General features: G+C 63.0%; 22 protein-coding genes. 12 read left to right on the plus strand and 10 right to left on the minus strand.

Annotated features, from left to right (window positions below; genetic code table 11):
• The first annotated feature begins 1 nt into the window (after position 1).
• The gene (locus tag U1707_RS18135; protein WP_332801461.1) at positions 2-1,444 is read left to right on the plus strand and encodes an efflux transporter outer membrane subunit; all 1,443 of its coding nucleotides are present in this window, start codon (positions 2-4) and stop codon (positions 1,442-1,444) included.
• Between the two features lie 235 nt (positions 1,445-1,679).
• Here U1707_RS18135 and U1707_RS18140 read toward each other — a convergent pair whose 3' ends face one another.
• From U1707_RS18140 to U1707_RS18150, 3 genes are all read right to left on the minus strand, one after another.
• A complete protein-coding gene (locus U1707_RS18140) occupies positions 1,680-3,242 on the minus strand; it encodes an alkaline phosphatase D family protein (RefSeq protein ID WP_332801462.1) in 1,563 nt (520 codons plus the stop codon).
• A gap of 60 nt (positions 3,243-3,302) precedes the next feature.
• Entirely contained in the window at positions 3,303-5,582 is a 2,280-nt protein-coding gene (locus U1707_RS18145) for a TonB-dependent receptor (protein ID WP_332801463.1), read from the minus strand.
• Between the two features lie 528 nt (positions 5,583-6,110).
• On the minus strand, positions 6,111-6,833 hold the full coding sequence (locus U1707_RS18150) for a hypothetical protein (protein ID WP_332801464.1): 723 nt from the start codon (positions 6,831-6,833) through the stop codon (positions 6,111-6,113).
• 328 nt (positions 6,834-7,161) lie between these two features.
• Between U1707_RS18150 and U1707_RS18155 the strand changes: the two genes are divergently transcribed.
• Positions 7,162-7,905 carry an SDR family oxidoreductase gene (locus U1707_RS18155; RefSeq protein WP_332801465.1) on the plus strand — a complete coding sequence of 248 codons (744 nt, stop codon included), beginning with the start codon at positions 7,162-7,164 and terminating at the stop codon, positions 7,903-7,905.
• 114 nt (positions 7,906-8,019) lie between these two features.
• On the opposite strand, the gene U1707_RS18160 is transcribed toward U1707_RS18155, so the two are convergent.
• Complete coding sequence (locus U1707_RS18160) at positions 8,020-8,763, minus strand: SDR family NAD(P)-dependent oxidoreductase (protein ID WP_332801466.1); 744 nt, start codon at positions 8,761-8,763, stop codon at positions 8,020-8,022.
• 80 nt (positions 8,764-8,843) lie between these two features.
• Between U1707_RS18160 and U1707_RS18165 the strand changes: the two genes are divergently transcribed.
• The gene (locus tag U1707_RS18165) at positions 8,844-9,395 is read left to right on the plus strand and encodes a TetR/AcrR family transcriptional regulator (protein ID WP_332801467.1); all 552 of its coding nucleotides are present in this window, start codon (positions 8,844-8,846) and stop codon (positions 9,393-9,395) included.
• Between the two features lie 225 nt (positions 9,396-9,620).
• Here U1707_RS18165 and U1707_RS18170 read toward each other — a convergent pair whose 3' ends face one another.
• Positions 9,621-10,220, minus strand: a complete 600-nt coding sequence (locus tag U1707_RS18170; protein ID WP_332801468.1) for a TetR/AcrR family transcriptional regulator — start codon at positions 10,218-10,220, stop codon at positions 9,621-9,623.
• A gap of 79 nt (positions 10,221-10,299) precedes the next feature.
• Between U1707_RS18170 and U1707_RS18175 the strand changes: the two genes are divergently transcribed.
• Together U1707_RS18175 and U1707_RS18180 are read left to right on the plus strand one after the other, a co-directional pair.
• Positions 10,300-11,253, plus strand: coding sequence for an alpha/beta fold hydrolase (locus U1707_RS18175; RefSeq protein ID WP_332801469.1), 954 nt, complete (start codon positions 10,300-10,302; stop codon positions 11,251-11,253).
• Positions 11,254-11,498: 245 nt separating this feature from the next.
• On the plus strand, positions 11,499-13,181 hold the full coding sequence (locus tag U1707_RS18180; protein ID WP_332801470.1) for a DUF5597 domain-containing protein: 1,683 nt from the start codon (positions 11,499-11,501) through the stop codon (positions 13,179-13,181).
• A 241-nt stretch (positions 13,182-13,422) separates the two neighbouring features.
• Here the strand turns inward: U1707_RS18180 and U1707_RS18185 are convergent, their stop codons facing one another.
• Positions 13,423-16,371, minus strand: a complete 2,949-nt coding sequence (locus U1707_RS18185) for a glycosyl hydrolase 115 family protein (protein ID WP_332801471.1) — start codon at positions 16,369-16,371, stop codon at positions 13,423-13,425.
• A gap of 602 nt (positions 16,372-16,973) precedes the next feature.
• Positions 16,974-17,630 carry a sensor histidine kinase gene (locus U1707_RS18190; protein WP_332801472.1) on the minus strand — a complete coding sequence of 219 codons (657 nt, stop codon included), beginning with the start codon at positions 17,628-17,630 and terminating at the stop codon, positions 16,974-16,976.
• On the opposite strand from U1707_RS18190, the gene U1707_RS19080 reads away from it, so the two are divergent.
• The 4 genes from U1707_RS19080 to map all read left to right on the plus strand — a co-directional run bounded on the left by U1707_RS19080 (position 17,629) and on the right by map (position 19,719).
• Positions 17,629-17,922, plus strand: coding sequence for a DNA/RNA non-specific endonuclease (locus U1707_RS19080; RefSeq protein ID WP_443025730.1), 294 nt, complete (start codon positions 17,629-17,631; stop codon positions 17,920-17,922). The two genes, U1707_RS18190 and U1707_RS19080, sit on opposite strands and share 2 nt — an antisense overlap.
• Before the next feature lie 6 nt (positions 17,923-17,928).
• Positions 17,929-18,249 carry an antitoxin YezG family protein gene (locus tag U1707_RS18195; RefSeq protein WP_332801473.1) on the plus strand — a complete coding sequence of 107 codons (321 nt, stop codon included), beginning with the start codon at positions 17,929-17,931 and terminating at the stop codon, positions 18,247-18,249.
• Positions 18,250-18,731: 482 nt separating this feature from the next.
• A complete protein-coding gene (locus U1707_RS18200) occupies positions 18,732-18,938 on the plus strand; it encodes a ParD-like family protein (protein ID WP_332801474.1) in 207 nt (68 codons plus the stop codon).
• A gap of 1 nt (position 18,939) precedes the next feature.
• Positions 18,940-19,719: a type I methionyl aminopeptidase gene (gene map / locus U1707_RS18205; RefSeq protein ID WP_332801475.1), complete on the plus strand. Its 780-nt coding sequence runs from the start codon at positions 18,940-18,942 to the stop codon at positions 19,717-19,719.
• A gap of 205 nt (positions 19,720-19,924) precedes the next feature.
• Here map and U1707_RS18210 read toward each other — a convergent pair whose 3' ends face one another.
• Positions 19,925-20,761 (minus strand): helix-turn-helix transcriptional regulator, encoded by an 837-nt coding sequence (locus U1707_RS18210; RefSeq protein ID WP_332801500.1) that lies wholly within the window; start codon positions 20,759-20,761, stop codon positions 19,925-19,927.
• A 96-nt stretch (positions 20,762-20,857) separates the two neighbouring features.
• Between U1707_RS18210 and U1707_RS18215 the strand changes: the two genes are divergently transcribed.
• On the plus strand, positions 20,858-21,760 hold the full coding sequence (locus U1707_RS18215; RefSeq protein WP_332801476.1) for an SDR family oxidoreductase: 903 nt from the start codon (positions 20,858-20,860) through the stop codon (positions 21,758-21,760).
• 355 nt (positions 21,761-22,115) lie between these two features.
• Here the strand turns inward: U1707_RS18215 and U1707_RS18220 are convergent, their stop codons facing one another.
• Both U1707_RS18220 and U1707_RS18225 read right to left on the minus strand, forming a co-directional pair.
• Positions 22,116-22,772, minus strand: coding sequence for a hypothetical protein (locus U1707_RS18220; protein WP_332801477.1), 657 nt, complete (start codon positions 22,770-22,772; stop codon positions 22,116-22,118).
• A gap of 3 nt (positions 22,773-22,775) precedes the next feature.
• Positions 22,776-23,306, minus strand: coding sequence for an RNA polymerase sigma factor (locus U1707_RS18225; protein ID WP_332801478.1), 531 nt, complete (start codon positions 23,304-23,306; stop codon positions 22,776-22,778).
• Between the two features lie 28 nt (positions 23,307-23,334).
• On the opposite strand from U1707_RS18225, the gene U1707_RS18230 reads away from it, so the two are divergent.
• Positions 23,335-24,639 carry a S8 family serine peptidase gene (locus U1707_RS18230; protein ID WP_332801479.1) on the plus strand — a complete coding sequence of 435 codons (1,305 nt, stop codon included), beginning with the start codon at positions 23,335-23,337 and terminating at the stop codon, positions 24,637-24,639.
• Positions 24,640-24,730: 91 nt separating this feature from the next.
• A complete protein-coding gene (locus U1707_RS18235) occupies positions 24,731-25,426 on the plus strand; it encodes a hypothetical protein (protein ID WP_332801480.1) in 696 nt (231 codons plus the stop codon).
• Positions 25,427-25,505: the final 79 nt, after the last annotated feature.

Genomic DNA, 25,505 nt, shown 5'->3' on the forward strand with positions numbered 1-25,505 from the left:
GATGCGCATGATTTCCGCCCTCAGCGCCGGCGTGTCGCTCGGCTGTCTGCTGCTCGCCGGTTGCGCGGTCGGCCCCGGCTTCCAGCGACCCAGCGCGCCTGCCGACGCCGCCTATGCGAACCTGCCGGGTGCGCAGCCCGGCGGACTCCAGACGGTCGTTCCCGGTGCCGACATTCCGGCGGACTGGTGGACCCTGTTCCATTCGCCGGCGCTCGACACACTCGTCCGGCGAGCGATCGCCGGCAACCCCGATCTCGCCGGTGCCCGCGCGGCACTGCGTCAGGCGCAGGAATTGGCCAAGGCGGATCGTGGTGCCTTCCTGCCAAGCGTCGGGGCGAATGCCGCAACGACGCGATCGCGAAATCCCGGCGTGCTGGCCTCGCCGCTGCAGTCGAACAGCAACCTTTATACGCTGACCACAGCGCAGCTTAACGTCGGATACACGCTCGATGTCTTCGGTGGCATTCGCCGCCAGGCCGAGAGCAGTGCAGCCGACGCAGAAGCACAGCGGTTCCAGACCGAGGCGGCCTATCTCACGCTGACCTCGACCGTCGTCGTCGCAGCGATCACAGAGGCCTCGCTGCGCGAGCAGATCGTGGCGACCGAAAAGACCATCGCGGCTCAGGTGCATATCCTCGACATTCTGCGCGGTCGCTTGCAACTCGGCGATGTCGCGCGCGCCGATGTCGCCGCCCAGCAGACCTTGCTCGCCCAGACCGAGCAATCGCTGCCCCCGCTGCAGAAGCAACTGGCGCAGCAGCGCGATCAGATCGCGGCGCTCGCCGGGCAGATGCCTGGGGTCGAACAGCCGCGTCTCGATCTCGCGAGCCTCACGCTTCCATCCCATCTGCCGCTCAGCCTGCCCGCCCGGCTGGTCGATCAGCGGCCGGATGTGCGGGCCGCCGAAGCCGATCTGCATGCCGCGGGCGCACAAGTGGGTGTGGCCATCGCCGCCCGGCTTCCCGCCATCACGCTTGGCGGCAGTGCCGGTGGGTCATCGACCAATTTTGCGACCCTGCTCGCGCCGGCGAACGTCCTGTGGAGCGTCGTCGGCGGGGTGACCGCGCCGCTGTTCGACGGCGGGGCCTTGCGCCACCGGCAGCACGCGGCCGAAGCCGCTTATGACCAAGCCAAGGCCCATTACCGCAGTGCCGTGCTGGCGGCGTTCCAGAACGTATCCGACGCGCTGGCCGCCATCGCTACGGACAGCGACAACCTGCGCGCTGCCGAGCGATCCGGACGAGCCGCGGCCGACAGCCTCGCCATCGCCCGGGACCAAGCGCGCTTGGGGGCAATCGCGCCGTTTCAGGTGCTCAACGCAGAACAGGCCTATTGGCAATCGAGCATTGCCGTCCTGCAGGCACGGGCGACGCTATACGCCGACACCGCAGCCTTGTTTCAGTCGCTTGGCGGCGGGTGGTGGAACCGCTCTGAACACGGATAGCTACCGCGAAGCTGACCGAGCATCCGCTTTCGGAAAGCGACGATCGCGGGTTGAACGTCCACTTGTGGGTTCTACCCGCCGAGGGCGTTCTCTCGGTTAACGCCCAAGATCCGACATTCTAGCTACTCTGAGTTCTCCCAGAAGCGGTTGACCATTCATTTGGGTAACGATCCGGTCAAAGCAACAATAAATCGCATACGCTTTCTGCCGATTGCTCAGGTAAAGCGCCGCCGGTTCAGGCCACGCCCGGTCTCCCCGCCTCGACGGACACCGCGTGCAGTAGTCCGACCGTGGCGGCCCGATCGGCGCGATCGCTGATCGCCATGCAGCGCGCGTCCATCCGGTCGCGGTGCAGATCGACGCTCAGATAGCCGCGATGCGTCGCGTCGAAATAGCGAATGTGCGGGTTCGCCGGCAGCGCGGCACGGATGCCGGCATCGGGCGGACCGTTCGAGGTAATCGAACTGACAACGATCTCCGCCGCCACCGCCGGATCGCTGGGCCGGTCGAAGCGCTGGCGCAGGTCGTTGCACCAGAACGAATGGTAATCGCCCGCCAGCGTCACCGGATTGGACAGCTTCGTCTCGACCATAGCATCGAGCAGGCGCGTTCGCGCCCCGCCGAAGCCGTTCCATGTGTCGGTCCAGATGAGCGGCTCGGGGCTGCCCTCTACCACGAGCGGCGCGACCAGCAGGTTCTGGACGAGCAGGTTCCAGTGCGCCGCGCTCTTCGCCCAGCCGTCGTACAGCCAGCGCTCCTGCTCGAAGCCAAGAAAGGTGCGTGACGGATCTGCGAGATCGGCGCAGCTGATCGGCGCCATATGGCCGCGACGCGTCTTCTGCCCGTCGATGCAGGCGGGCGGCGAGCGAAACTGACGACCGTCGAGCACGTCGAACTGCGCCAGATCGCCCCAGCGGAAGCGACGGTTGAGCCGGAACGTGTCGCCGCGCATCACCCGCGACAGCCGGACCGGCATGTTCTCGCAAAAGGCGCGGTACGCGGTCAGGCGGCGCAGGACGAACTGCGCGGGCGTGAACGCCGGGTCCTGCGACCAGATGCCCGAATAATCGTTCTGCACCTCGTGATCGTCCCATGTCGCGATGCATGGCGCTGCGGCGTGGAGACGCTGGAGATCTCTGTCGGTCCGATGCAGCGCGTAACGGCGACGATAGTCGGCGAGCGTCTGCGCCGGGCCCATGCCGTAGGACCGCACGGCCTGTTTCAAGCGTTCGGGCGAAGCGCTGTCCTCATAGATGTAATCGCCCAGAAACAGCGTGAAGCGGCTGTCCTCCTCGGCGGCCATGTGGCGATAGGCGGAGAAATAGCCCATTTCCCAGTGTGAGCAGGTGGCAGCGGTGAAGCGAACCGCGGCGGGTGACGCCGTGATCGCGGGCGCCGTCCAGGCGCGGCCGACCGGGCTCTGCGTGCCGGCGGCGAGGAAGCGATACCAATAGGGGCGATCGGGCTTCAGCCCGGCGACCTCGACATGGACGGCGGACGCGAGCGCTGGCTGTGCCACCGCCTCGCCGCGCACGACGATGTGACGGAACGCGTCGTCGGTGGATACCTCCCAGCGTACGGGCATCGGGGCGACGTTACCACCCAGGCCATCCTCGGCAAGCGGGTTGGGCGCGATGCGCGTCCAGATCACGAAGCCGTCAGGCTCGGGCTCGCCGCTCGCCACGCCGAGCGAAAATGGATCGGTCGCGGCAAAGGCGCGGCCGTGTAGCAACAGCGCGGGCGCGCCGATCGCGGCTCCAGCCAGGAAACGCCGGCGGTCGAACGAGGGAAAAGTCATTTGGGGAAACCTTGTGCTGGAAGGCATCGGCGCGGACGGACCTGCCCCCGCGCCAAGTGCTCAGTAGCGGTAGCTGGCGCGTACGCCGACGGTGCGCGGCGGATGGACCGACACGGTCCGTGCGGTAATGAAGCGGTTGCGCGTTTCCTCGATATACGCGTCGAACACGTTATGCGCCCAGAGCGTAACCTTCAGCGCGGAGTTCGGTGGCGAGATCGTGAAGTTGGCGTTTGCCAGCCAGTATGACGGGATCACAGACGCGTCGGACGTGCTGAACCGCGACGAACGATAATTATAGTTGAACTCGGGCTCAACCTGCCAACCGAGCACTGGGAAGCTGTATGACACAGAGCCCTTGTAATCGAGCTTTGGCAAGGGGAGCCGCTCACCGGCGTGATCGACATAGGTGATATTGGAATAGGTGCCGTCCGCATTCAGCGTCGCGGAGTCAGGCGCGGCATATTCGTCATACTCGCCATATTTGTAGGCGAGCGACTGCGAAATGTTCAGTCCGCGCACCGGCGCCAGCGTCAATTCGCCTTCTACGCCGTAGATGTGCGATTTGGGCACGTTGACGATCCGTCCGACGCGCGACGTTTCAGTATAGAGAATGCCCTGGAGTTGCTGGTTGCGATAATCGTAATAGAAACCGGCCAGGTTCAGCCGCACCTTGCGATCGAACAGGTCTGATTTCAGCCCTACTTCATAGGCGACCAGCGTTTCCGGGTCATACGGCTCGGCTTGCAGCGGGTTGCCACTGTTGTACGTCGTGAACCCGCCCGACTTCACCCCGCGTGAAATGCTGGCATAGCTGTGGACGTCACGCATCATCGCCCAGTCGATCGCCGTCTTGCCCGACCATTCGCGCATGTCGCGGCGCGGGCTGGCGGCCGCGGCCAGGCGATAGGTCGGATAGATCACCGCCGACACGAAATCATCAAGCGCACGCGTCTCATATTCGTATCGCGCGCCACCCGAGATCTTCAGCTTAGGTGTGATATACTGCTCGACATTGCCGAAGATCGCCGTGGTCTGCACCTTCTGGTCGTAGGTCGTGCTGTAGTAGTTCTTCAGCGTCGAGGCTTCCGAAAAGTCGGAGTAGAAGCCGCCGCTGATCGTTTCGTTGGCGTGGTAAAGCCCGCCGAGCCAGCTGAACGGGCCGTCGCCGTTCGACGCCAGCCGGATCTCACCCGACGTCGTCTTGATGTCATTGAAGAAATAGGTGCCGGCTTCGTTAGAGGCGGTCGCGTCCCAGTCGTTGAACTCGCGGCGCTTAAACGATTCGTGCGCCAAGATCGCGGTCAGCGTGGCCCAGCCCATATCGGTCTGGGTGCGCAGGCTCGCGCCATAGCCTTCGTTGTTGCGAAACGGCTTGGCGTTGGTGCCGACGCCGATCAGCTTGGCGAAATAGGGCGAGATGCCCCAGCCGGTGACGCGCGGATTGGTGTCGGCCAGGTAGGCCTTGCCGAGCGGCGCGTAATTGTGACTCTGGAAATCGTTGAGCAGCTGCAGGCCCGCACCATCGGACTTGTCGCGCACATAGTGTCCAGAAAAATCGATGATGGTGGCGGCGCTCGGCTCCCAGCGCAGTTTCAGGCGACCCGATTGCTGGTCCTTGGCACCGAGCTTCTCGCCAGTGTCCCGATTATACTGCCAGGCGCCGCCTTCGTTGACCGAGAAAGCTAGACGCGCGCTCAGCGTGCTGGCCAGCGGTCCCGACACGAACCCCTCGACGCTCGTCTCGTTATAGCTGCCATAATATGCGTCGATCCCGGCGCTCGGCACCTTGGTCGGTGCGTTGGTGATGATGTTGATCGCGCCGCCGGTCGAGTTACGCCCATAAAGCGTGCCCTGCGGGCCGCGCAGCACCTCGGCGCGCGCGATGTCGAACAACGCGCCCTGCGTCATCGAACCATAGGGATAGGCTACCTCGTCGACGTAGACGCCGACGGTACCGGTATTGTTCGCGGCGTAATCAGTGCCGCCGACGCCGCGGATGCGGAACTGTGGCTGGCCGCCGCCGAACTGGCTATCGATCTCGAGGCTGGGAACGCTGTTCTCCAAGTCGGTGACATTATAAACGTTGCGCTTATCGAGTTCGCCACCACCGATCACGGTAAGCGCGGCCGACACGGTTTGTGCGGCTTCGGGACGGCGCTGTGCCGTCACGACGATGTCTTGCACGCCGTCAGCCGACGCATCGGAGACGGGCGTCTGGTTCTGTGGTACGGTTTGCGCGATAACCGGCGTGCCGGCGACCAGCATTGTGGCGAGTGCGAGCGCAGACGACGCGCCCACGCGCCGGCGACCGCACGAGGCGGCACCAGTGAAGATAAACATGATTTCCCCTACGGATACGATGGCGCGCGGCTTTGATGTTTCCGCTGGCCATCGGCAGTCGGAACGCTGAACAAAATTGGTCTTTGTTCGGTACGCATTGCGATACGAGGGTTAAGTTTCACGTCTATGACAGCACCAGATTCCGTAGCGGAAACGGAAGTTTTCTGGATCGGAGCTCCAGACAATCGACAGCGAGGCGACGTGGCGGGTCTGCAGGCGCCTTTGCTTCGGCAGTCATGCAACTCGCTGGTAGACCCGCAAGCCGGATTTTGAGGCGCAACTGCCTCATGACTGGATCGAAGGTCGTGCAGAGCGGTGGTCTTTGACCCCGTGAAGGAACGGCCGGTATCGATAGCTTGACCCTCAAAGCAGACCGCCGTTCTCCTCTCATGACGGCGTTCATAACGGGATATCAGACGCCAAAAGCTGCCGGCGCGAAGTCGAATGAATGTCTGAAGTAGGGAAGCGGGGAGGGGGGCGCGAATGGCCGATTATGGGTCAGGCACGACTGAGATCGAGGAGGCTAGCCTATCGCTCCGCGTTTCGCGCCGCGACGTGGTGTGGATCGTCGCCAGGGACATCGTTACCCATGCTGCCGACTCCAACCCCGCCGCCACCCATGCCCCCACCACCACCGCCGCCGCTCCGGCCAGCATCGTCTTTGCTGCTACCACCTCTGCCGCCCGACGGCGCGGGACGCGTGGGTCCCTGCATCGCGATGGTCAGGTCGGCCGGGATCGGGTCGAGGTCGAGCGCATCGCGCACGAACGCACGAAGCGACACGACCAGCTCGTGCGTGTGGACCGGGTGGCCCGCGACCAGCTCGCGAACCGCCCTGTCCGCGAGCCGGACATGCTCCTCGGTACCGAGCAGGATGATGTCGGACAGCGCGGCCTCGACCGCGTCGCGAATCCGGCGCGTGCGGTCCGACCGCACCGCGCCTTCCGCACTGAGGTCCAATGCGGCCATCGGCTCCTCTGCGACGCTGCCCTGCTCCCGACGCCGCAGGTCACGCCGGTGGGCCGGATCGACGGTTAGGTCCCCCGTGAACGAGCCGCCGAGGACCTTATAGGCGGCGATAAGCGTCTTGAGACGCTCGTTGATCTGCCGGTTCATGCGTTCACGGCGCTGCTGGAACGTCATTTGGGTGAGCAGACGGATGCCAACCCCCAACAGCGTAACCAGCGTCAGCCCGAGGATGGTGGCGAGTAGGCTCTGCCAAGAGCTGAAATCCAGACCGCGCAAGTGCATCCCCCTAGTTACAGTCTACGGAACGCCCGTCGAACTTGCATTTGCCGCAGAGCGGCACGACGACGAAGATAGCTCAAGCAATTTCGCTCTGTTAGCGCAGCTGAACGGATGTCCGCAGTTGGCAAGACGGAAAGCGACGCCGAATGTCACCTTCTGGGGCCTCCATGCTTGATGATCGACAGCGTATTACGGAGTGCGTTCAGATCCATGCCATCCCGAATATGGGATGGTTCTTCCCGTCACCATAGCTTTATCGCGCGATCGGCGGACCCCATCTTCCTGTCTCCTGGCGCAATATGCGTCGTTACCAACGATCCTGGAAACCACGATGCAGAAGCAGGGAAACACCATTCTAATAACCGGCGGTGGATCGGGAATCGGAAGAGCGCTGGCGCATCGTTGGCATGATCTGGGCAACACGGTCATTGTCGTTGGCCGCAAAGCGGGGCCGCTGGATGAAACGGTCGCCGGCCGCACCGGGATGGCCTCCTACGTCCTCGACGTTGCCGATCCTGCGTCGATCGAAGCTGTCGCACATCGTATCATCAGCGAGCATCCCGACCTCAACGTGCTGGTCAACAACGCCGGTGCCTCCTTCGCAGAGGATCCAACCAGCGCGCGAGACCTGTCCGACGCTGAAGCCATGATCGCTACCAACTTACTCGGACCAATCCGGATAATTGACGCCTTCATCGAGCACCTAAAAATCAAGCAAAACGCGGCGATCGTTAACGTGTCGTCAGGCCTGGCTTTCGTACCTTATGCTCCGTCGTCGACATACAGCGCGACAAAAGCCGCTGTTCATTCCTACACTGCTTCTCTGCGCGCCCTCCTGAAGGGTAAGGTCGAGGTGATCGAGATCGTACCGCCGCAGGTTGCGACGGCCTTGACGCCGACCCTCAAGGACTCACCCTACAGCGTGCCCTTGGATGACTTCGCCGACGAAGTGATGGCCTTGTTCGATCAGCAGCCACCGTCAGAGGAAATTATTGTTGAGAGCGTTGAGCCGTTCCGCTTTGCCGAACGTGACGGAAAGACCAACGAACTGATCGCGAGCATGCTACCGGAATAGATGCAGAGCGGGCCTCCGCATCCGGTAGAATAGATGGCCCGGAACGCCATGATCCCAGGCGCAGGGCCATCCATCCATCCCTGCGCCAACCGCGTCTGGAATTTCTGTTCACGATCAAACCGCCGCGACACCGCCATCCACGAAGAGTTCGTGGCCCGCGACGAAGCTGCTTTCGTTCGACGACAGGAAAAGGACGGCATTCGCGACATCTTCGAGGCGTCCCAGGCGCCCAAGCGGAACTCCCTTGATGACCGCTTCTTCAGCTCCGGGTGTAGTGTCGAAATAGCTCCGGATCAGAGGTGTTTCCGTTGCACCTGGGGAGACGACGTTCACACGGATGCCGCGTTCTTTCAGATCGTTGGTCCAACTCCGCCCAAACGAGCGGACCGCGGCCTTGCTGGCATTGTAGAGCGACTGGCCCGGATATGCCTTGGAGCCCGCAATCGAGCCATTGAGGACAATCGCACCCCCCTCCGTCATCAACGGCAGTGCTTTCTGCACCGTGAAGACCAGACCTTTCACGTTGAGGCCGAACGTTGAATCGAAATGCGCTTCGTCGATCGCTTCAAGGGGGACGGGCTGGTGCATGCCGGCATTGGCGAACACAACATCAACCCTGCCGTGGTCACGCTCGACGCGCTCGTAGAGCTTCGCAAGGTCGGCAAGGTTCGTGACGTCGCCTTGTACACCGACTGCGCCGTGACCGATCTGGCTGACGGCTCGATCGAGCAACGCCTGACGCCGCGCGGTGATGTACACCAGAGCGCCCTCTTCCGCAAAAAGCTGTGCGGTTGCCAACCCGATGCCGTCACTACCACCCGTAATTACCACGACCTTGCCTTCGAACCGCTTCGCCATCATATTACCTTTTCGTACAAGTGGAGGATTCTTCCACTTCAGATATGGAGGATTCCTCCACTTAGCAAGGGGAAGTAAAATTGATCGAGGCTGGCCTACGTGTCGACGCGGAACGGAACCGCCAACGCATCCTCGTTGCGGCAGAGGCGTTATTCCTGGAACGCGGTGCAGGCATCCCGCTGGAGGACGTGGCCAAGCGGGCGAACGTTGGGATCGGAACACTCTATCGCCGCTTTCCGACGCGCGAGGCGCTGTTGGCGGCCACCAGCGACGAGCGATTTATGTCTGTCGCAGAGACGAGCCGCGCGCGCGACGCGGATCATGATCCCGGAGAGGCGATGCGCCGCTTTCTTGGGGATCTCGCGATGAACACAAGCGTCTACCAGAGCCTTGCCGCTTCGTTAGGAACTGTCATCCAACACGGGACATCCGGCTGTACTGCCATTACCGCGGAGGGGCAGCGACTGCTTCGGCGCACGCAGGAGGCCGGTGTCATTCGTGAGGACGCCAGCTTCGACGACATCATCTGTGTGGTGAGTGCGATATCCATGGCGGTCGAAAAGGACAGTGCACCAGCGTCGCGCGTTGCTCACCTGGTGGACCTGCTTCTCAACGGCATGCGCGTTCGTTGACGAGTCCGGTAATCGGAATGGCCTGATCTTCCAGCTTGTACCCATGAGTTGCACCTATGAGCACCCGACACTCAGCCGAGCTTTCCCGAAAACGGCCCGGCTAGTGAGAAGGCGTGGGCGTTCTCAAAATTGATGGTATTTTGAGAAAGTACGGTGCGTCCTAGGCGAGTGCCTTGCTATCTCCATGCTACCTGCAAGCATCACATCTAGCAGCGTCGATGAGGGTCACGAAACGTGCTTCACCTTTCTGGCAACGATGCCGGCAACGGTTTCGTCGGCGATGCGCGATAATTCTTCCGCTGTTGCGCCGTCTCGTGCCTGCACGGACATCCCCTGCTGTACGGCAGAAAGGTAGGCAGCGAGCCGCTCTGCCTCGGATCTCTCGACCCATCGGGACAAGGCGTCGGCTATGCGGCCGCGGAGCGCGCGTCGTCGATCGCCCAGCTCGCGTGCGAGATCCTGTTGCTCGGTCGCGCCTTCGACCAAGCCGGTCGAGATCATGCAACCACGATGCTCGGCCGTGACGGCCCGAATGGCGGCATCGAGTAGCCCCGTCACCGCCTGCCCGAGGGTCTCGGCACCTTCCATGCCGTCCAGCGCACCGGGAAGACCGGCGTAGAGGTCGAGTGCTTCGCGGTAGAGACCCGCCTTACTCCCGAACGCGGCGTACAGGCTGGGTGGAGCAATACCGATCGCGCTTGTCAGGTCGGCAACCGAGACGCCTTCATACCCGTGCCGCCAGAACAGACGCATCGCTGTCTCGACTGCCTGATTGCGATTGAAGCTGCGCGGACCCGCGGAGCGGCGCTGTCGTGGCTTATCCATAGCGATCACTAAACACAGCTTGACGCTAGAACGCAATACGCTAGTCTATATCGATCGCTAAAGATAAGGATCGTATTGCATGACCCGCTTGCCCTTTCCGACCGTCACCGGGTTTGGCTCCGTCCACGGAGTGCCCAGCTTACCGTCCGGCTTCGACGACGTATTCGAAAGCTACCAGGCGCCGACAGGGGAGGTAGCGCTTCACGCGGTGATCGGGGGAGAAGGTCCTCCATTGCTCCTCCTCGGCGGTTGGCCGCAGAACTGGTACATCTGGCGCGACGTGATGCTGCCTCTGGCAAAACATTTTACTCTCGTCGTACCCGACCCGCGCGGGCTCGGCATCTCGGACAAGCCAGAGGATGGCTACGACAAGGGAACGCTGGGACGCGACCTCTTCGGACTCATGACGACGCTCGGCCACGAACGGTTTGCGATGGTTGGTCATGATTGCGGCATGTGGGTCGGCTACGCGATGGCGGCGGACCAGCCCGAGCGCATCGACCGGATCGCACTCGGCGAGGCGATCATCCCGGGCGTCGCTGTATCTCCGCCGCTGATCTCTGACGACCGGCAGACAAGCGATTTCCTTTGGCATAACAATTTTTGTCGCGTGCGCGGGATCAACGAGGAACTAGTGGTTGGTCGTGAGGAGATTTTCTTCGACTATCAGTTCACTAAGATTGCAGTGCCTAACCCGATCCCGATCGACATCCGTAGCTTCTACATCGACCTCATCAAGCGCGATCGCCGAACGCTACGGGCGAGCTTCGACTACTACCGCGCAATCGACGACGACATCCCTGCTAATCGCGAACGGATGAAGACCAAACTGATGATGCCCGTGCTCGGCTTTGCGGGTGAGCTGGCGTGCGCTGGGGCGGTAGAGGAGCAGCTTCGCCGTGTCGCTGATGATGTTCACTGCGCCGTGATCCCGGGTTGCGGTCACTTTGTACCCGAAGAAACACCCGACGCCCTGCTGGCGCTGCTGACGCCCTTCCTTGAGCCGTATCGTACCCAGTCGATCATTCCCTGACCTAACCAGAACCACACGATAGCTGCTAATCCGGGTTGGCGACGGCGTTTCCCGGCGCGTGAGAGGCTGCCGTCAGAAATCACCTGTCTGCCGTACATTCAAGGATCGCATAGCGCGGGCTGCGACCGGGGAGGCATTCCCGATTAGGATCGGGAATCAAGAAGGTGGGCATCTTCCCGATGGTCCCCATCAAGAGAATTCATCGCCAGCACCTGCCTATGGCTCCTTACCGAAAGTCACCCTAGATGGATGATATCGTGCGGCAAGGTCGTATGGGTAACGGCGTCAACGGGGAGATGACGATGCTGGGTATCATGAAGCGGATTTCGCCCGTGGTACTGCTCGCGACCATCGCAATGGCCAGCACCGCGACGGCGAGTGAGCTTCCACAACTCGTTGAGAAGGAAGGCCGGCACGCGCTGATGGTCGACGGTGCACCGTTCCTTATGCTTGGCGTTCAGGCCAACAATTCGGCAAATTACCCGTCTCAACTCTTGACGGTGTGGCCCGCCATAAAGGCTGCCCACGCCAACACGTTGGAAATGCCGGTCGCTTGGGAGCAGATTGAGCCGATCGAGGGGAAATTCGATTTCTCCTTCGTCGACGAGTTGTTGAAGCAGGCGCGGGCCAACGACGTCAGGCTGGTCCTCCTGTGGTTCGGTACTTGGAAGAACAACAACCCAGACTACGCCCCGGAATGGGTGAAGCTGAACAACGCACGCTTTCCGCGTGTCATTAACGCGAAAGGCGAGATGAAGAACTCGCTCTCGCCGCATTTCCGGGCAACGCTGGAGGCGGACAAGCGCGCATTCGTGGCACTCATGCAGCACCTGAAAGCCGTCGATCAGGACCATAGCGTCATCATGGTCCAGGTCGAAAATGAGACCGGCACGTACAGCGCGGTGCGGGATTTCTCACCCACGGCGCAGCGGCTGTTTAACCAGCCGGCACCGGCCGAGTTGGTCAAGGCGATGCACGCCAAGCCCGGCACCTGGCGTGAAGCATTCGACAAGGACGCCGACGAATATTTTCACGCTTGGCATATCGCTCGGTACGTCGACGAGGTCGCAGCAGCCGGCAAGCGCACGCTGCCGCTGCCGATGTACGTCAACGCCGCATTGCGAGATCCTTTCAAATACCAGGATCCGTTTACCTACTCCTCGGGCGGACCGACTTGGAACGTTCTGGACGTCTGGAAGACCGCAGCGCCCACTATCGATGCCATCGCGCCGGATATTTATGACCGTGATAGCGCAAGGGTTCGCAAAACCCTGGACCAGTACGGACGTGCGGACAATGCCTTGTTCGTTCCCGAAATCGGCAGCGACAAAGGCTATGCTCGGCACTTCTACGACGTCCTTGGCCGGCAGGGCATCGGCTTTGCGCCATTCGGTTTGGATTACTCAGGCTTCTCGAACTACCCGCTAGGGGCAAGGGTCGTGAACGCGCAAACCGTCGACAATTTTGCGGTCCATTACCGTCAATTTGCCCCGATGGCGCGAGAATGGGCCAGAATCTCGTTCGAGAACAAGGTCTGGGGGGCGGGCGAGGCCGACGATCGCAAACCCGAAACTTTGCAGCTTGGCGGTCACTGGACCGCGACACTTACCTATGGCGAGTGGCAGATGGGAACGGTCGGCGACAGCTGGCTAGGCAAGGCCGACCCGGTACCCGATCGTGCAGTCCCGGATGGCGGCGCGGTGATTGCGCAATTGTCGGCGAACGAGTTCCTCCTCGTCGGGCACCGCGTCCGCGTCCGGTTCGGCTCGGCAAAGGACGAAAGGTTTATGCTCGCCAGGGTCGAGGAAGGGCATTTCCAAGATGGTCGATGGATCTTCGACCGCGTCTGGAACGGCGATCAGACCGGTAGCGGCCTCAATCTCACGACATTGCCGCAGGTGCTGAAGATCAAGCTGGCGAGCTATTAGCCTACAGTGGCAGCGGGCCTTGATCGCCTCGTTTAGCTGCAGGCTGCGGTGGTTGTTATCTCAAAGCGATGGCTTTCTCGATTGGGCAGCGGGCGAGACGGCATCGGCGTTCCCAGAGTCGACCAGTTTCGGGAATGTCTGGGTTGAGGTGAGGGAAACGGACAGCCAGCTTAACGGAAGGCTGCCGGCGCTAACCGACACGAGGCGGGGGCGCCTATGAATAGGCGCGCGCGGATGAGCGTCATGACCGAACGATTGCCCAGGGCGATACCGGTCGTCCAAGTTTCGCAGGGCGCGTGTCGATCATCGGTGGTCCGAAATACGACGTCTTGGGATCGTCATTCGCAATCGCGATTGCCTGCACCACCATCGTCGGATCGATCATCGCGACGGTCAGGATGTGGCGGCCAGGGCGATCCGCCGCGATCGTGAACCGCATTGTCCGCGCGTTGTCGGCGGTGTTGACCGCGTGCTTGGCACCGAGGAAATCCTGCGACGGACCGTCTTCGGCTGTGAAGACCGTACCGATCTCGGGCCGCTGATCGTCGAGCCAAACCGCAACGCTCAGCCTGCGTCCGGGGATGACCTCCAGCGTCGGGCCGGTCACAACATCAACGCGGTACTTGCCCGCTGCCGCCAGGAAAATCGGATACTCCAGACGCGGTGCGCGCGTCGGGTCCGCGAAGGAGGGCGCATCGACGGGGAAGATCGACATCGCCGTCTCGACCCGACCGAAATCGGGGATCGTGTCCCAGCGCACATTGCCGACGGTGACCGACCGCGTAAACTCGGCAACGGGCAGCGCGAAGGCGCCGGCAAGCCCACCGAACGCACCGCGCGCGTCCTTCTCCTGCTGCGTCGTGGCGCGAACCGCATCCAGCCGCACGGTGATCGTCGTGTCGCCCTTGACCGCGATCGTCGCCTTTGCCTTGCCTACCGGTGCCTTTGCCCAGTCGACATCGATCCAGAACCGCTTGTCACGCGGCGATGCGCTGAACGCTTTGCCTTCGCGGATCGTCACCCAGGGCTGATCCGCGGTGACGGTCACCGGTGCTTCGGCCAACCCGCGCGGGAACACGTCGAGATAGGTCGGCAGCCGCGTGATGCTGTCGAGCGTCGGCAACGTGGGGGGCAGGTAATAGCCCGGCCATCCGCGGCTGTCCCCGTCGACGCTGATGCCGAAGCCGGTCACGCCGTCGAGGTCTAGATCGGCGACCGCGGGCATGATGTCGGACTCGGGCGGATACCAGTCGAAATAGCCGATGTGCGTCTGGTCCATCATGTGGTTCCATTTGCCGCCGGCCAGCACGTGATTGTAGGTGTCGCGCAGTTCGTGGTCGTATTTGAAACGCCGCCTGACCTCGTCCGCCTCGGCCTTTGTACTGGCGCGCGCTTGCTCGGCGAACCGCGCGTTGCGCGCCGCCGCGACGTACATCAGGGTCAGGTTGGCACACGCACGGACCGGGTAAAGCACGAGCTGATAGAACGCGTCGCGCTGGTCGGGGCGCAGCGCGGCGTCGACCGCATTGGCGCGACGGACGAGATCGCTCCACGCCTCGCACATGCGCTCCGCCTCGCGGTAATGTTCGAGGCTGAACGTGTCGGGCCGCAACTGCTCGGGTTTGCGCATCCCGTTGTATTTCGCGTAGCGCGCCGCGAGGAACGCGATCTCGGTGGCATGGTCCGGCCCGAACTGGCGTTCCGCCCAGGCGCGCGTCCAGTCGGCGATCTTGTCCTTGGCCACATCGGCGGGATTCCACGCCATCGCGAGGAAGAACTCGATCGGCAGTTCGAGCGGCTTCAGGTCGCCGACATTGGCAATCCACATCTCGTTCGCGCCGTACTGGTTGGCGAGGTTCATCTGCTCCCAGATCTTGGGCAGCGGGTTCGAATTGATCCATTGATAGGCGAACGGCCCGCCGTGCATGTCCATGTGGAAATACACGCCGAAGCCGCCCTTGCGGCCGCGCTCGGCAGGCGTCGGCAGACGGCGCAGATTGCCGACATTGTCGTCCGCCAGCATCAGCGTCACGTCGTCGGGGATCTTTAGCCCGGCATCGTAATATTTATAGACTTCGGTGAAGAGCACCCACACCTGCGGCACCTGTTCGGCGGGTTCGCCCATGCCCGACGCGATGATCCGGCGCTGGTCGGTGATGATGCCTTCGAGCAATTTGACGTCGGACTGGAGACCACCTGTGCTCTCCAGCGCGACATCGCCGTCGCCGCGCATCCCGATCGTCACGACGACCTCGTTGCCGCGATTGCGTACGATCCCCTCGCGGAAGAACTTGGAAACCGCAGGCCCGTTGGTCGCATAGTTCCATGCGCCGTTGCCATAGTCCTTGCGGTTGTCGGTCCATTCCTTGTGCGCGCGCATCATCGGTTCGTGATGCGACGTGCCCATCACGATGCCGTAGTCCTCGGCGAGCGGCGCATTGGCCGGATCGTCGATCGCGAACGCGTTGTTCCACATAGCCGGCCACAGGTAATTGGCACGCAGCCGCAGCAGCAATTCGAACAGCTTGCCGTAGAAATGCGCGTTCATCCCACCGAACTTCTCGGTGGTCCAGCCCGACAGGCACGGTGCCTCGTCGTTGAGGAAGATGCCGCGATACTTCACCGCGGGCGATCCCTGCACGTAGCGGCCATGCGCTACGCTCAAATGCGCCTGACGGACGACTGGCACGTCCGCCCACCAATACCAAGGCGACACGCCGATCATTCGCGACAAATCATACGCGCCATAGATCGCGCCGCGCTTGTCGCTGCCGACGATCACCAGCGCCTCGGCGACGCCCGGCAGTGGGTCGGCGATCGTCTCGACAACGAACGATTCCCATTTGCCGCGGATACCGGCGACGTCGAGTTTGCCGCTGGCGATCAACTGGTCGATCAGCGGGCTATGGCCGATCGACCCGACCAAGATGATCCGCGCAGGCAGATGCGCACGGTCGCCGACGACCTGCGCCGCGGTGCCGGTTACGCGACCGATATCCGCAGCCAGATCGCCCGCGGCACGACGAACGCCGGCTAGATCGTCCGCGTCGACGAACACGGACACCACGCCGCCGTCGTCTCGCATTATATCGAACCCACGCTTGCGCCGATCGAACTGCACTGCAGCGGCCAGTGGCGAGGCCATCAGCCCTGCGGCCACCGCGCTACCCATCATATTACGGCGCGTCATGCCCAGTGCCGTGTTCATATCCGTCTACCCCGTCGTTGTGGGGATCTTTATCTGTTGAATGCCGATCCATCTACGCCGATCCGCCATTCCCGATTGGAACCTTCAGCAAAACAACGGCCCCCCCACTGTCGGAAAACACATGTTTTCGACGCGGCCCGCCGCAAAGGCAGCAGAGGTGAGGCGTACGTGGTGTCGCTAGTGCTCCATTCTTCTCATGATTGTACGAGATACCCTGTCGGAATGGGAAAGTGTGCGACAACCTCACTACGAGGGTTTTTCGTCAGGTGAACGACGACGCCTTTTCGGCATGAGTTCCAAACCGGCAACGTTGCTTGCTTGCAGGCTTGCTGGGCCGATTTCTGAGGCTTTGCGAATGGCCGTTCATCAGAAGCCAACAGTCACCGCCGTCTATTCGAAAGACGGCGTCGTCCCAAATTCTTGCGGTCCATGCGGCCCGGTCGGCGACGATATGCCTACATGAACAAACGGCCGAAGTTGGGAAGGCCGAAGGAGCCCGCGAGTGTCTGCTTGTGGGTCTTCAACTCCTACGGAATTGTCCGCAACCAATGGCAAGCCAGCGCCGGCGGTTGCACTTTCCGCGATCAGGCATTCACAAAGGTGACGGTCGCGATCAAGCCGCCCTTGGGGTGATTGGCCAGCGTGACCACGCCTCCGAAGGTATTCGCTTGTGCCTGCGCAATGGTCAGGCCGATGCCTGTTCCGCCGGTAATGCGTGAGCGGCTTTGGTCGCCACGTTGGAAGGGTTGGAACATCGCTGCCATGGCGTCCGATGGAATGCCCGAGCCATGGTCGCGCACGGTTACGATGATCGCGCCGCCCTGCCGGGCGCAGGCAAGCTCTGCGTCTCCACCATATTTGAGCGCGTTCTCGACAAGGTTGCCGAGGCACCGGGCAAGCGCGTCCGGCTTGACGCGCACGGTTGCACTGCATCCGCCGACGAACGTCACAGGCGCGCCGAACTCGGCGCTATCCTCGACCAGGCTGGAGATCAGCGAATCGATGTCCACCTGTGAAAAGGGCTCGCGGCTTTCGCCGGCGCGCGCGAGGTCCAGGCCTTCGCGGACCAAGCGCTGCGTCGCGGCAAGGTCGGCGGTCAGTCGGTCGCGCAATTCCGTATCGGCAACCTGCTCCAGCCGCAGCCGCAGCCGCAGCCGCGTTAGCGGCGTCTGCAGGTCGTGCGCGATTGCCGCGAGCACCTGCGTGCGATCGCGGACGCCCTCGCGGATGCGGGCCTGCATGACGTTGAACGCCCGCAGCGCCGCGCGGACGGATCAGGGCGGACATCTCTTCGCCTCGATTTTTCACGGCGCCGGCGATGCCATCAATCTGGTCCCCATGGACGGAGTGCTCAACCAACGCTCTTGGAAGCAGATGGAGAACACGCTAGCAACCGCTGCCCGGGGCGGGAGCGACGTTCACGCAAAGATAGATCTCACATACCCCAATGGATCGAACCGTCCATCGTTCATCGAAGTGACGTACTCGATAAACGGGAAGGTCGAGGCTAGGCAATTTACGAATGGGAGGTAATTCGCAATGGAAAGTAGCCGTCAGTTAGAGAGCATCGGCGTCGCAATTTCAACTATGCTAAGTGATTCGGTATCTGAAGTAAGAGTCGTGGCAGAGGTTCACGACGATTGGCTGAATACGCGGTATGATATTGTAAAGAACGGTGAGCTTGTAGATGGCGTTGAAGGTGAGCGTTCTGTGAACCGATCAGTCAACGATGCTCTATCTGCACTGAGGTTTGACATGCGCAAAGAGGGTCAGGAGGACTGGCATCATTGCTCTTATGTCTTAAAGGCCGACGGTACATTCAAAATTGAGTTCGATCGTAGCAGACCGCCGAGCGTTTGAACTTTTCGGAGAGTTTGGCGAGCCCGCGCCAGGCGGCGGGGACCAGTCACCAAGGCCACTCTGCGGGAGCAACTGTCGCTGGCGCGACCGCGAGAGCACGCACCTTGCGGTTGATGCCATGCAATATCGCGCAAATCAGAAGCTCGTCTGTTATCGCGACAGCTTCCAAAAGGCGTCAGTCAAGGTACGTTTCGGGAGTCACCGATAAGTCCCGATCTTTGCGCCTTCTGAGGTGCGGCCTGCCCCCCCGGAGTAGTGCCACACCGACATGAACGAAAGTCTGCTGATGGGAAGCTGAAAGTTCGCTCCCCATGGCCGGGTATGGGTCTGGCCGGAAACCGTGGAGCATGGGCACGTCCCCCAAAACGGCTTGTCTATCCCAGCCAACGGCGGCCCTATTCGGTCGTTCGTTCACCACGTCAAATTGACCATGCAGCATGCGATACGTATATGCTTCGTATGGTCGGTACGAAGGTGCGGTTATGGGCATTGTGAAGATTGACGACGCGCTACACGAAGAAGCTCGCAAAGCCAGCGCCGTGATGTGCCGCTCCATCAATGGGCAAGTTGAGTTCTGGATGAAGATCGGTATGCTTGCCGAAACGAACCCGACCCTGTCGTTCAACGAAATCGTCAAGGCACAGTTGGCCACCGTTCATGTTCACCTGATCGAAGCGAAAGCTGCCTGACATGGTGAAGACCTCTGACGAACTTGCGCTCATGCGCGTCTCCGGCAAACTGCTAGCCTCGGTCTTCGAGATGCTCGACGGGCAGGACCTGGACGGAATGTCGACGCTGCAGATCAACGATCTAGTCGAGGACTTCATCACCGTTGACCTCGCGGCACGCCCTGCGAGCAAAGGGCAGTACGGCTTCAAGTTTGTCCTGAACTGTTCGATCAATCATGTCGTTTGCCACGGCGTGCCGAAGGACGACGAGATCGTTCGCGATGGCGACATCATCAATCTCGACATCACGCTGGAGAAGAACGGCTTCATCGCGGATTCAAGCAAGACGTATCTGGTTGGCGACGCGCCGTCCGCTGCGAAGCGGCTGGTACGCGTTGCGCAGGAAGCAATGTGGAAGGGCATCGGCCAGGTTCGACCCGGCGCTCATACTGGCGACATCGGCTTTGCAATCGAGCGTCACGCCAAAAAGCACGGCTACTCGGTTGTGCGCGAATTTTGCGGGCATGGCATCGGTCGCGAGATGCACGAGGAGCCGCAAGTCATGAACTTCGGGCGTCCGGGAACGGGGGTGCGGCTGCGCGAAGGCATGGTGTTCACGATCGAACCCATGGTCAACCAAGGCACCCGGAAAGTCTCTACGCAGGAAGACGGTTGGACGGTCGTGACCAACGATCGAAAGCTGTCGGCCCAATTCGAGCATACGGTTGCGGTTACCAATGATGGGGTTGAGGTTCTTACGCTTCGGCATGACGAGAGGCCGATGGCAGCGCGCATGGCTTGACCCCGGGACATCTGCTTTTGCTGCTGTCCTCCGAGAGCAGCCAGACCGCATCTCTCCCTTTTTCAGGACGTGCAGACAGCTGATCCCGTCGCGGAAAGCTGCCGTCTAACGAGATGAACAAGTGGCGGAAGTTGGGAGACTGCGATGGCCCCGCGAACGACGGGTTGTGGGTCGATTCGACAGAGCCAAGTCCGGTCGATCTTCATCAGTCACTGCGAGCGTCTAACAGGGCGCGCAGTCGCTCTGCATCCGCCGACGATGCGGGGTTGTAGATGATCATTCCAAGTTCGGGCCGCCCTTCGACGGCGAACGAGGAAAACTCCATGGCGAGCAGTCCGGCATCGGGGTGATGGATGCGCTTCACCCCCTCGGTGTGAGCGACCACATCGTTGTCTCGCCACAGTGCTTCGAACTCGGGGCTGATCCGGGACAGTTCGGCGACCAGGTCAGCCGTTGCCGTGCTGTTGTTCGCGCCCGCCCGCACAACGTCGGCGCGGAACGCACCGACGACGTAGCGGGCGATGCCGTCCCAATCCTCGTTCCGGGCGCGGACATGGTCACTGCCGAACATCAGGCGCAGGATGTTCCGACCTTCACGCGGCAGCTTGGCATAGTCGGTCAGCAACAGCGCGGCTGCCCGGTTCCAGCCCACGACGTCCCACATCGCGGTCTTGATGATCGCAGGGCTCAGCGCCATTCCATCGAGCACGCGCTGAAGCCGGGGGCTGATGCCGTCGACCGGTTGGTAGCGCGCCTCGGGCAGACGGCCGAGGCCAAGCATGTAAATATGCTCGCGTTCCGGCTCAGTAAGCATCAAGCCCTTGGCGATGCGGTCGAGCACGTCGGCTGATGGCGCGCCACCACGACCTTGTTCCAGCCACGTGTACCATGTCGGGCTTATGTTGGCTCGGCTTGCCACCTCTTCGCGGCGCAGCCCCGGGGTACGCCGCCGCCCGCTACCGAACCCGAATGCCACCGGGTCGAGCCGGGTTCGACGGTCCCGCAGATAGGTTCCGAGCGGGTTTGGCGCCTCGCTGGCGATAATTAATCCTGTTACACTTTATACCACGATAAGATCACCACTTTAACACGGTCGTACGGATCTTGATACGTTTCCTTGGCAACAAGGAGATTCCCCATGCGTGTGTTTCTAACCGGCGCAACCGGCTTCATCGGCTCGCACGTCATTCAAGAGCTACGCAATCGCGGTCATCAAGTGCTTGGCCTCACCCGTTCCGACACCGGTGCCCGGCGCCTCAAAGCGGCAGGCGTCGAAGTCCATTGCGGCGACCTGGAACAGCCCGAGACGCTCGCGAGAGGCGCTGCGGCGGCCGACGCGGTGATCCACTGCGCGTTCGACCACAATTTCGCGTCCTTCTTTGAGAACACCAAGAAGGACGAACGTAACATCGCCGCGATGGGTGAGGCGCTGGCGGGGACGCATAAGCCGATCCTCATCACGTCGGGCGTCGGCATCGGCACGCCGCTCGACGGCGGCCCGGCGACGGAGGACGTGCTCAACCCGCGCCACGCCAATCCGCGGATCGCGACCGAGCTGGCTGGCGCGGCGCTGATTGCGCGCCGCATCGACGTGCGCACCATCCGACTGCCGCAGGTGCACGATACCACCAAGGCTGGGCTGATCACCCCGCTGGTAACCGAGGCGCGTCGGGCGGGAGCGGCGGCGTATCTCGGCGAGGGACAGACACGCTGGTCCGCAGCACACGTCAGCGACGTGGCAAAGCTTTACGTCCTCGCACTGGAAAAAGGCGAGCCCGGCGCTCGTTACAATGCGTCGGTTGAGGAGGGCGTCACGGCACGCGCCATCGCCGAGGCGATCGGGAAGGGAACCGGGCTACCCGTCCGGTCGGTCGCAGCCGACGAGGTCCAGCGCTATTTCGGCTGGATGGCACCGTTCGCGGCACTCGACATGATCGCATCGAATGGCTGGACGCGCGCGCGCCTTGGATGGGAGCCGACGGGGCCTGATCTGCTCACGGACCTCGCCGCGATGGACTTCTCGGCGATCGCTGACGCTTGATCGACTGACGTTGCTCGCTTGCTGGCCTGAGTGCCGAGCCGGCAAGCGACGTCGTACGCCGTTTCCGGGTGACGGGATTGCAAACGCTGATCCGAGTGGTGACGCCTGCGAGCTATAAAAGTGAACGGATGTCCGTTCTTCGGAAATGTCTAAACGGCCGCGAAAGTCGTCTCTTGGGTCTTGTCGACCTTGGAGGGGGTAAATCGCACACCGCTGGTTGATGCGCTATTCGATCCTGCAACGATAACGCGTGAAGACCGATACTGTGGGCCGGATATACGATAGCGTCCGAGCCCGTTGTCCTATCGTGATTTCGCGTCGGTGCATCTATTCGCTAATAGTCATCCGCGTTCGCCTAGCGCCAGTCGCTGGCCCGCGCGCGCTTTTCTCCCGCCCGGTCGAGCGGATCGCCGGCGATCATCGTCTCCACCGCGGCCATCGTGTCGTGCGCGCTGCTGGCCATGCGATAGTCGGTGGAGTTGCCGATGGCTGGCGCAGTCTCGCGGAGACGCCAGCCGGCTTTCGCACGGCAGGCGATGCCGGATTGCGCCTCACCCGCGAAGACTCGACAATATGCGCCGCTTTGATCCCGGAACGAGAGCGCGACCCGCACTGCGCCGGTATCACCCGAGAGCTGGCTGTCGAGCGCCTGTGCGACCTGCGGCGCCAGCGTATCGTCCTGGCGACCGCTCTTGCCCGCTGCAAACTGCGACAACGCCACGACGATCGCCAAGCCCGCGGCGATCGCGCCGGTGGGAATCCACCATCGGCGAGGCTGCGGCTTCGTTGCCCGCCCAGCCCGTTCGTCGGCCAGCGAGATCACCTGCGGGGTAGGCGCCAGGGCGAGCGGATCGAACGCCGCGGCGAACCGGGCGCGCAGGCGGCGGTGGCGCTCCGCGAGCGTCGCAAGATCGGCGCAGGCGGCGACGTCTGCCGCTACCGCATCGGCCTCGGCGGACGTGAGCTCGCCGTCGAGCCAGGCGATGATCCGCGCCTCGTCAGTATCGGCCATCGTTCAATCCTCCAGCATGGTGAGCAGCGCCTGGCGCCCGCGCACCAACCGGCTGGTCAGCGTGCCCGCGGGTATGCCCAGCACCGCCGCCGCCTCGGCATAACCCAGCCCCTCGAGCATCACGAGCGCCACCGCTTCGCGCTGTTCGTCGGGCAGGCGGCCCATGGCGCGCATCAGATAGGTCAGTTCCACCATGGCCTCCGCCGCGCCGGCCATGCCGACGCCGAGCCCTTGTTCCTCCGGCGCCAGTATTTTAGTCTGGCGCTGTCGTGCCCGCGCGGTGTCGATCCACAGGTTGCGCGTGATGCGATAGGCCCAGGCGACGAGGCTGGTACCGGGTTGCAGTTGCGTCCGCGATCGCAGCATGCGCTCGGCGGCGGCCTGCACCAGATCGTCAGCATCGGTGGCATCGCGCGACAGGCCGTGCGCGAAGCGACGAAGGCGCGGCATCACGCTTGCGAGCTCGCGTTCGAATGCGTCCAATGGCTCGTCCCTTGCCCATGCGGATGAAACGACGCCTGCGGCTCGTTTCATCCAATCATAGCGATGAAAAGGAAAGCGCATGCATAGATTGGTGTTCACATCCTTTCTGGCGTCGGCGGTACTGTCGACCGGCGTTGCGACGCCGCTCTCGGCACAATTGCTCGGTGGCGGGGTGGAGCGCGCGCTGGGGCAGCCGCTGGGCAGCGTGACCGGGCCGCTGCCGGGCCGTGCACAGGGCGACCCGATAACGATCGTGCAGGCGCCGCTCGCCCGAATTCAATCGACCGTGAGCAACGCCTCCCCATCGAGCCTCTTGGTGCAGCGCCGCGACCGGCTGCGGCAACTGGTGCGGCAGAACCGCGACACGCTTGACGTCGACGACGAGGGCGAGCCGGTGCGGCGCAGCGCGCTGCTGGGGATCGGCCTGTCATCGGCCTCGCTGGCGGCGGCGCAGCAGGCGGGGTTCCGTGTCATCGGCGGCGAGCGGATCGAGGAGCTGGGGTTGGAGATCACGCTGTTCGCGGTGCCGACACAGGAACGCGCACGCAAGGCGCTCGCCCGGCTGCAGGCGGCGGATCGCGAGGGGGCGTATGCGCTCGATCATGTCTATCAGCCCGCCGGAGCCGCGCTGGCGCCCATCGACGGACGGCTCGCCGCGGGCGGCACCGGCGGAGCCGTTATCGGGCTGATCGATGGCGGCGTCGGCAGTCACCCGGCGTTTGCCGGTGCGAAGATCGAGCAGCGTGGGTTCGGCGGCGCACCGAAGCCGACCGGGCATGGCACGGCGGTCGCGTCGCTGCTGGTCGGCTCGGCAGGGGCATTTCGCGGGGCAGCGACGGGGGCCTCGCTGCTGGTGGCCGACGTCTACGGCGGTTCGGCTGCGAACGGCTCGGCTACGGCGATCGTGCGCGCCATGGGGTGGCTGGCGGCGCGGGGTGCAAAGGTGATCAACGTCAGCCTCGTGGGGCCACCCAATCCGTTGCTAGCGGCGGCGGTGAAGGCGCTGACTGCGAAGGGAGTGTCGGTAGTCGCGGCAGTCGGCAACGATGGCCCGGCGGCACCTCCGCAGTTTCCGGCGTCCTATTCGGGCGTCGTCTCGGTCACGGGGGTTGACCGCAAAGGACGCGCGTTGATCGAGGCGGGACGGCCCACTCATCTTGATTTCGCCGCGCCCGGCGCGGAGATGGTCGGCGCGTTGCCCGGCGGCGGCTGGGAAGCGTTGCGCGGCACGTCATTCGCTGCGCCGCTCGTCACTGCGCGGTTGGCCGCGCGCGGGAGCGTGGCGGCGCTGACGAGCGAGGCGCAGCCGGGCAGCGGAAAGCTGGGGCACGGGATCGTCTGTGGCAGCTGCCGCACTGAGCCGAGCGCGATGGGGCTGAAATAATTCGATCTGCTGGGGATGAATCGGATGGGCGGTGTCGTTGCTCTCCTGAGACCAGCTGGACAATGCTGGTCGCGATAGAAGGAGAAAGACGATGAACCAGGTCATGCGGATCGGTATTGCCACGCTGCTGCTGGGCGCGGCGATGCCGGCGAGCGCGCAGCTGCTCGGTGGTGGTACAGGTGGTGTTCTGAGCGGTGCGACCGGCAGCCTCGGGGGGGCGGTAACCAACACGCTCGGCGGCTCGGGCACGGCGAGCGGCACGCTCGGCTCGGTCACAGGCGGCGTCACCAACAGCATCGATGGCTCGGGCAGCGTCAGGGGCGACAAGTCGGTCAATTCGAAATCGGGCAAGGTGGCAGCAGATGCCGGTCTAGCCGGCATGGTGACGCGCAGCACCGGCGCGGCGATCGGGGCGAATGACGCGAATGGCGGCGCGCTGGCGGGAAACCTGGGCAACTCGGGCAGCGCCAGCGTCGATCGCAGCGCGAAGGCCGACGCGCAACTCGTCGGGACCGATCAGGTTCGCTCGTCGCTCGGTGGTGCGCGCGATACAGCGACGCGTGCGGTCAGGCAGGCACGCGATCGCGCGTCGGCTGCGGCTGGCACGGCGCGGGAGGTGGCAGGCAGCGCCGTGGGCGCCGCCCGCGGCCGGGCGGGTGAAGCGGTCGGCAGCGCACACGATGCGGCTTCGAATGCTCGCAACGATGCAACAGGGTCGCTTGCCGGTAGCGTCTCGGGCTCGGCTTCGGGCAATGGGTTCGGCAGCATGAGCCGCGATCCGCAGTAACTATCGACAGGCCGGTGGCGTCAGCGCGCTGCCGGCCTGCCCATGGTACGGTGAGGGGCCTGTGAAAGCACTCGTTCTG

Source organism: Sphingomonas sandaracina, from assembly GCF_036663695.1.
Lineage (GTDB): Bacteria > Pseudomonadota > Alphaproteobacteria > Sphingomonadales > Sphingomonadaceae > Sphingomonas.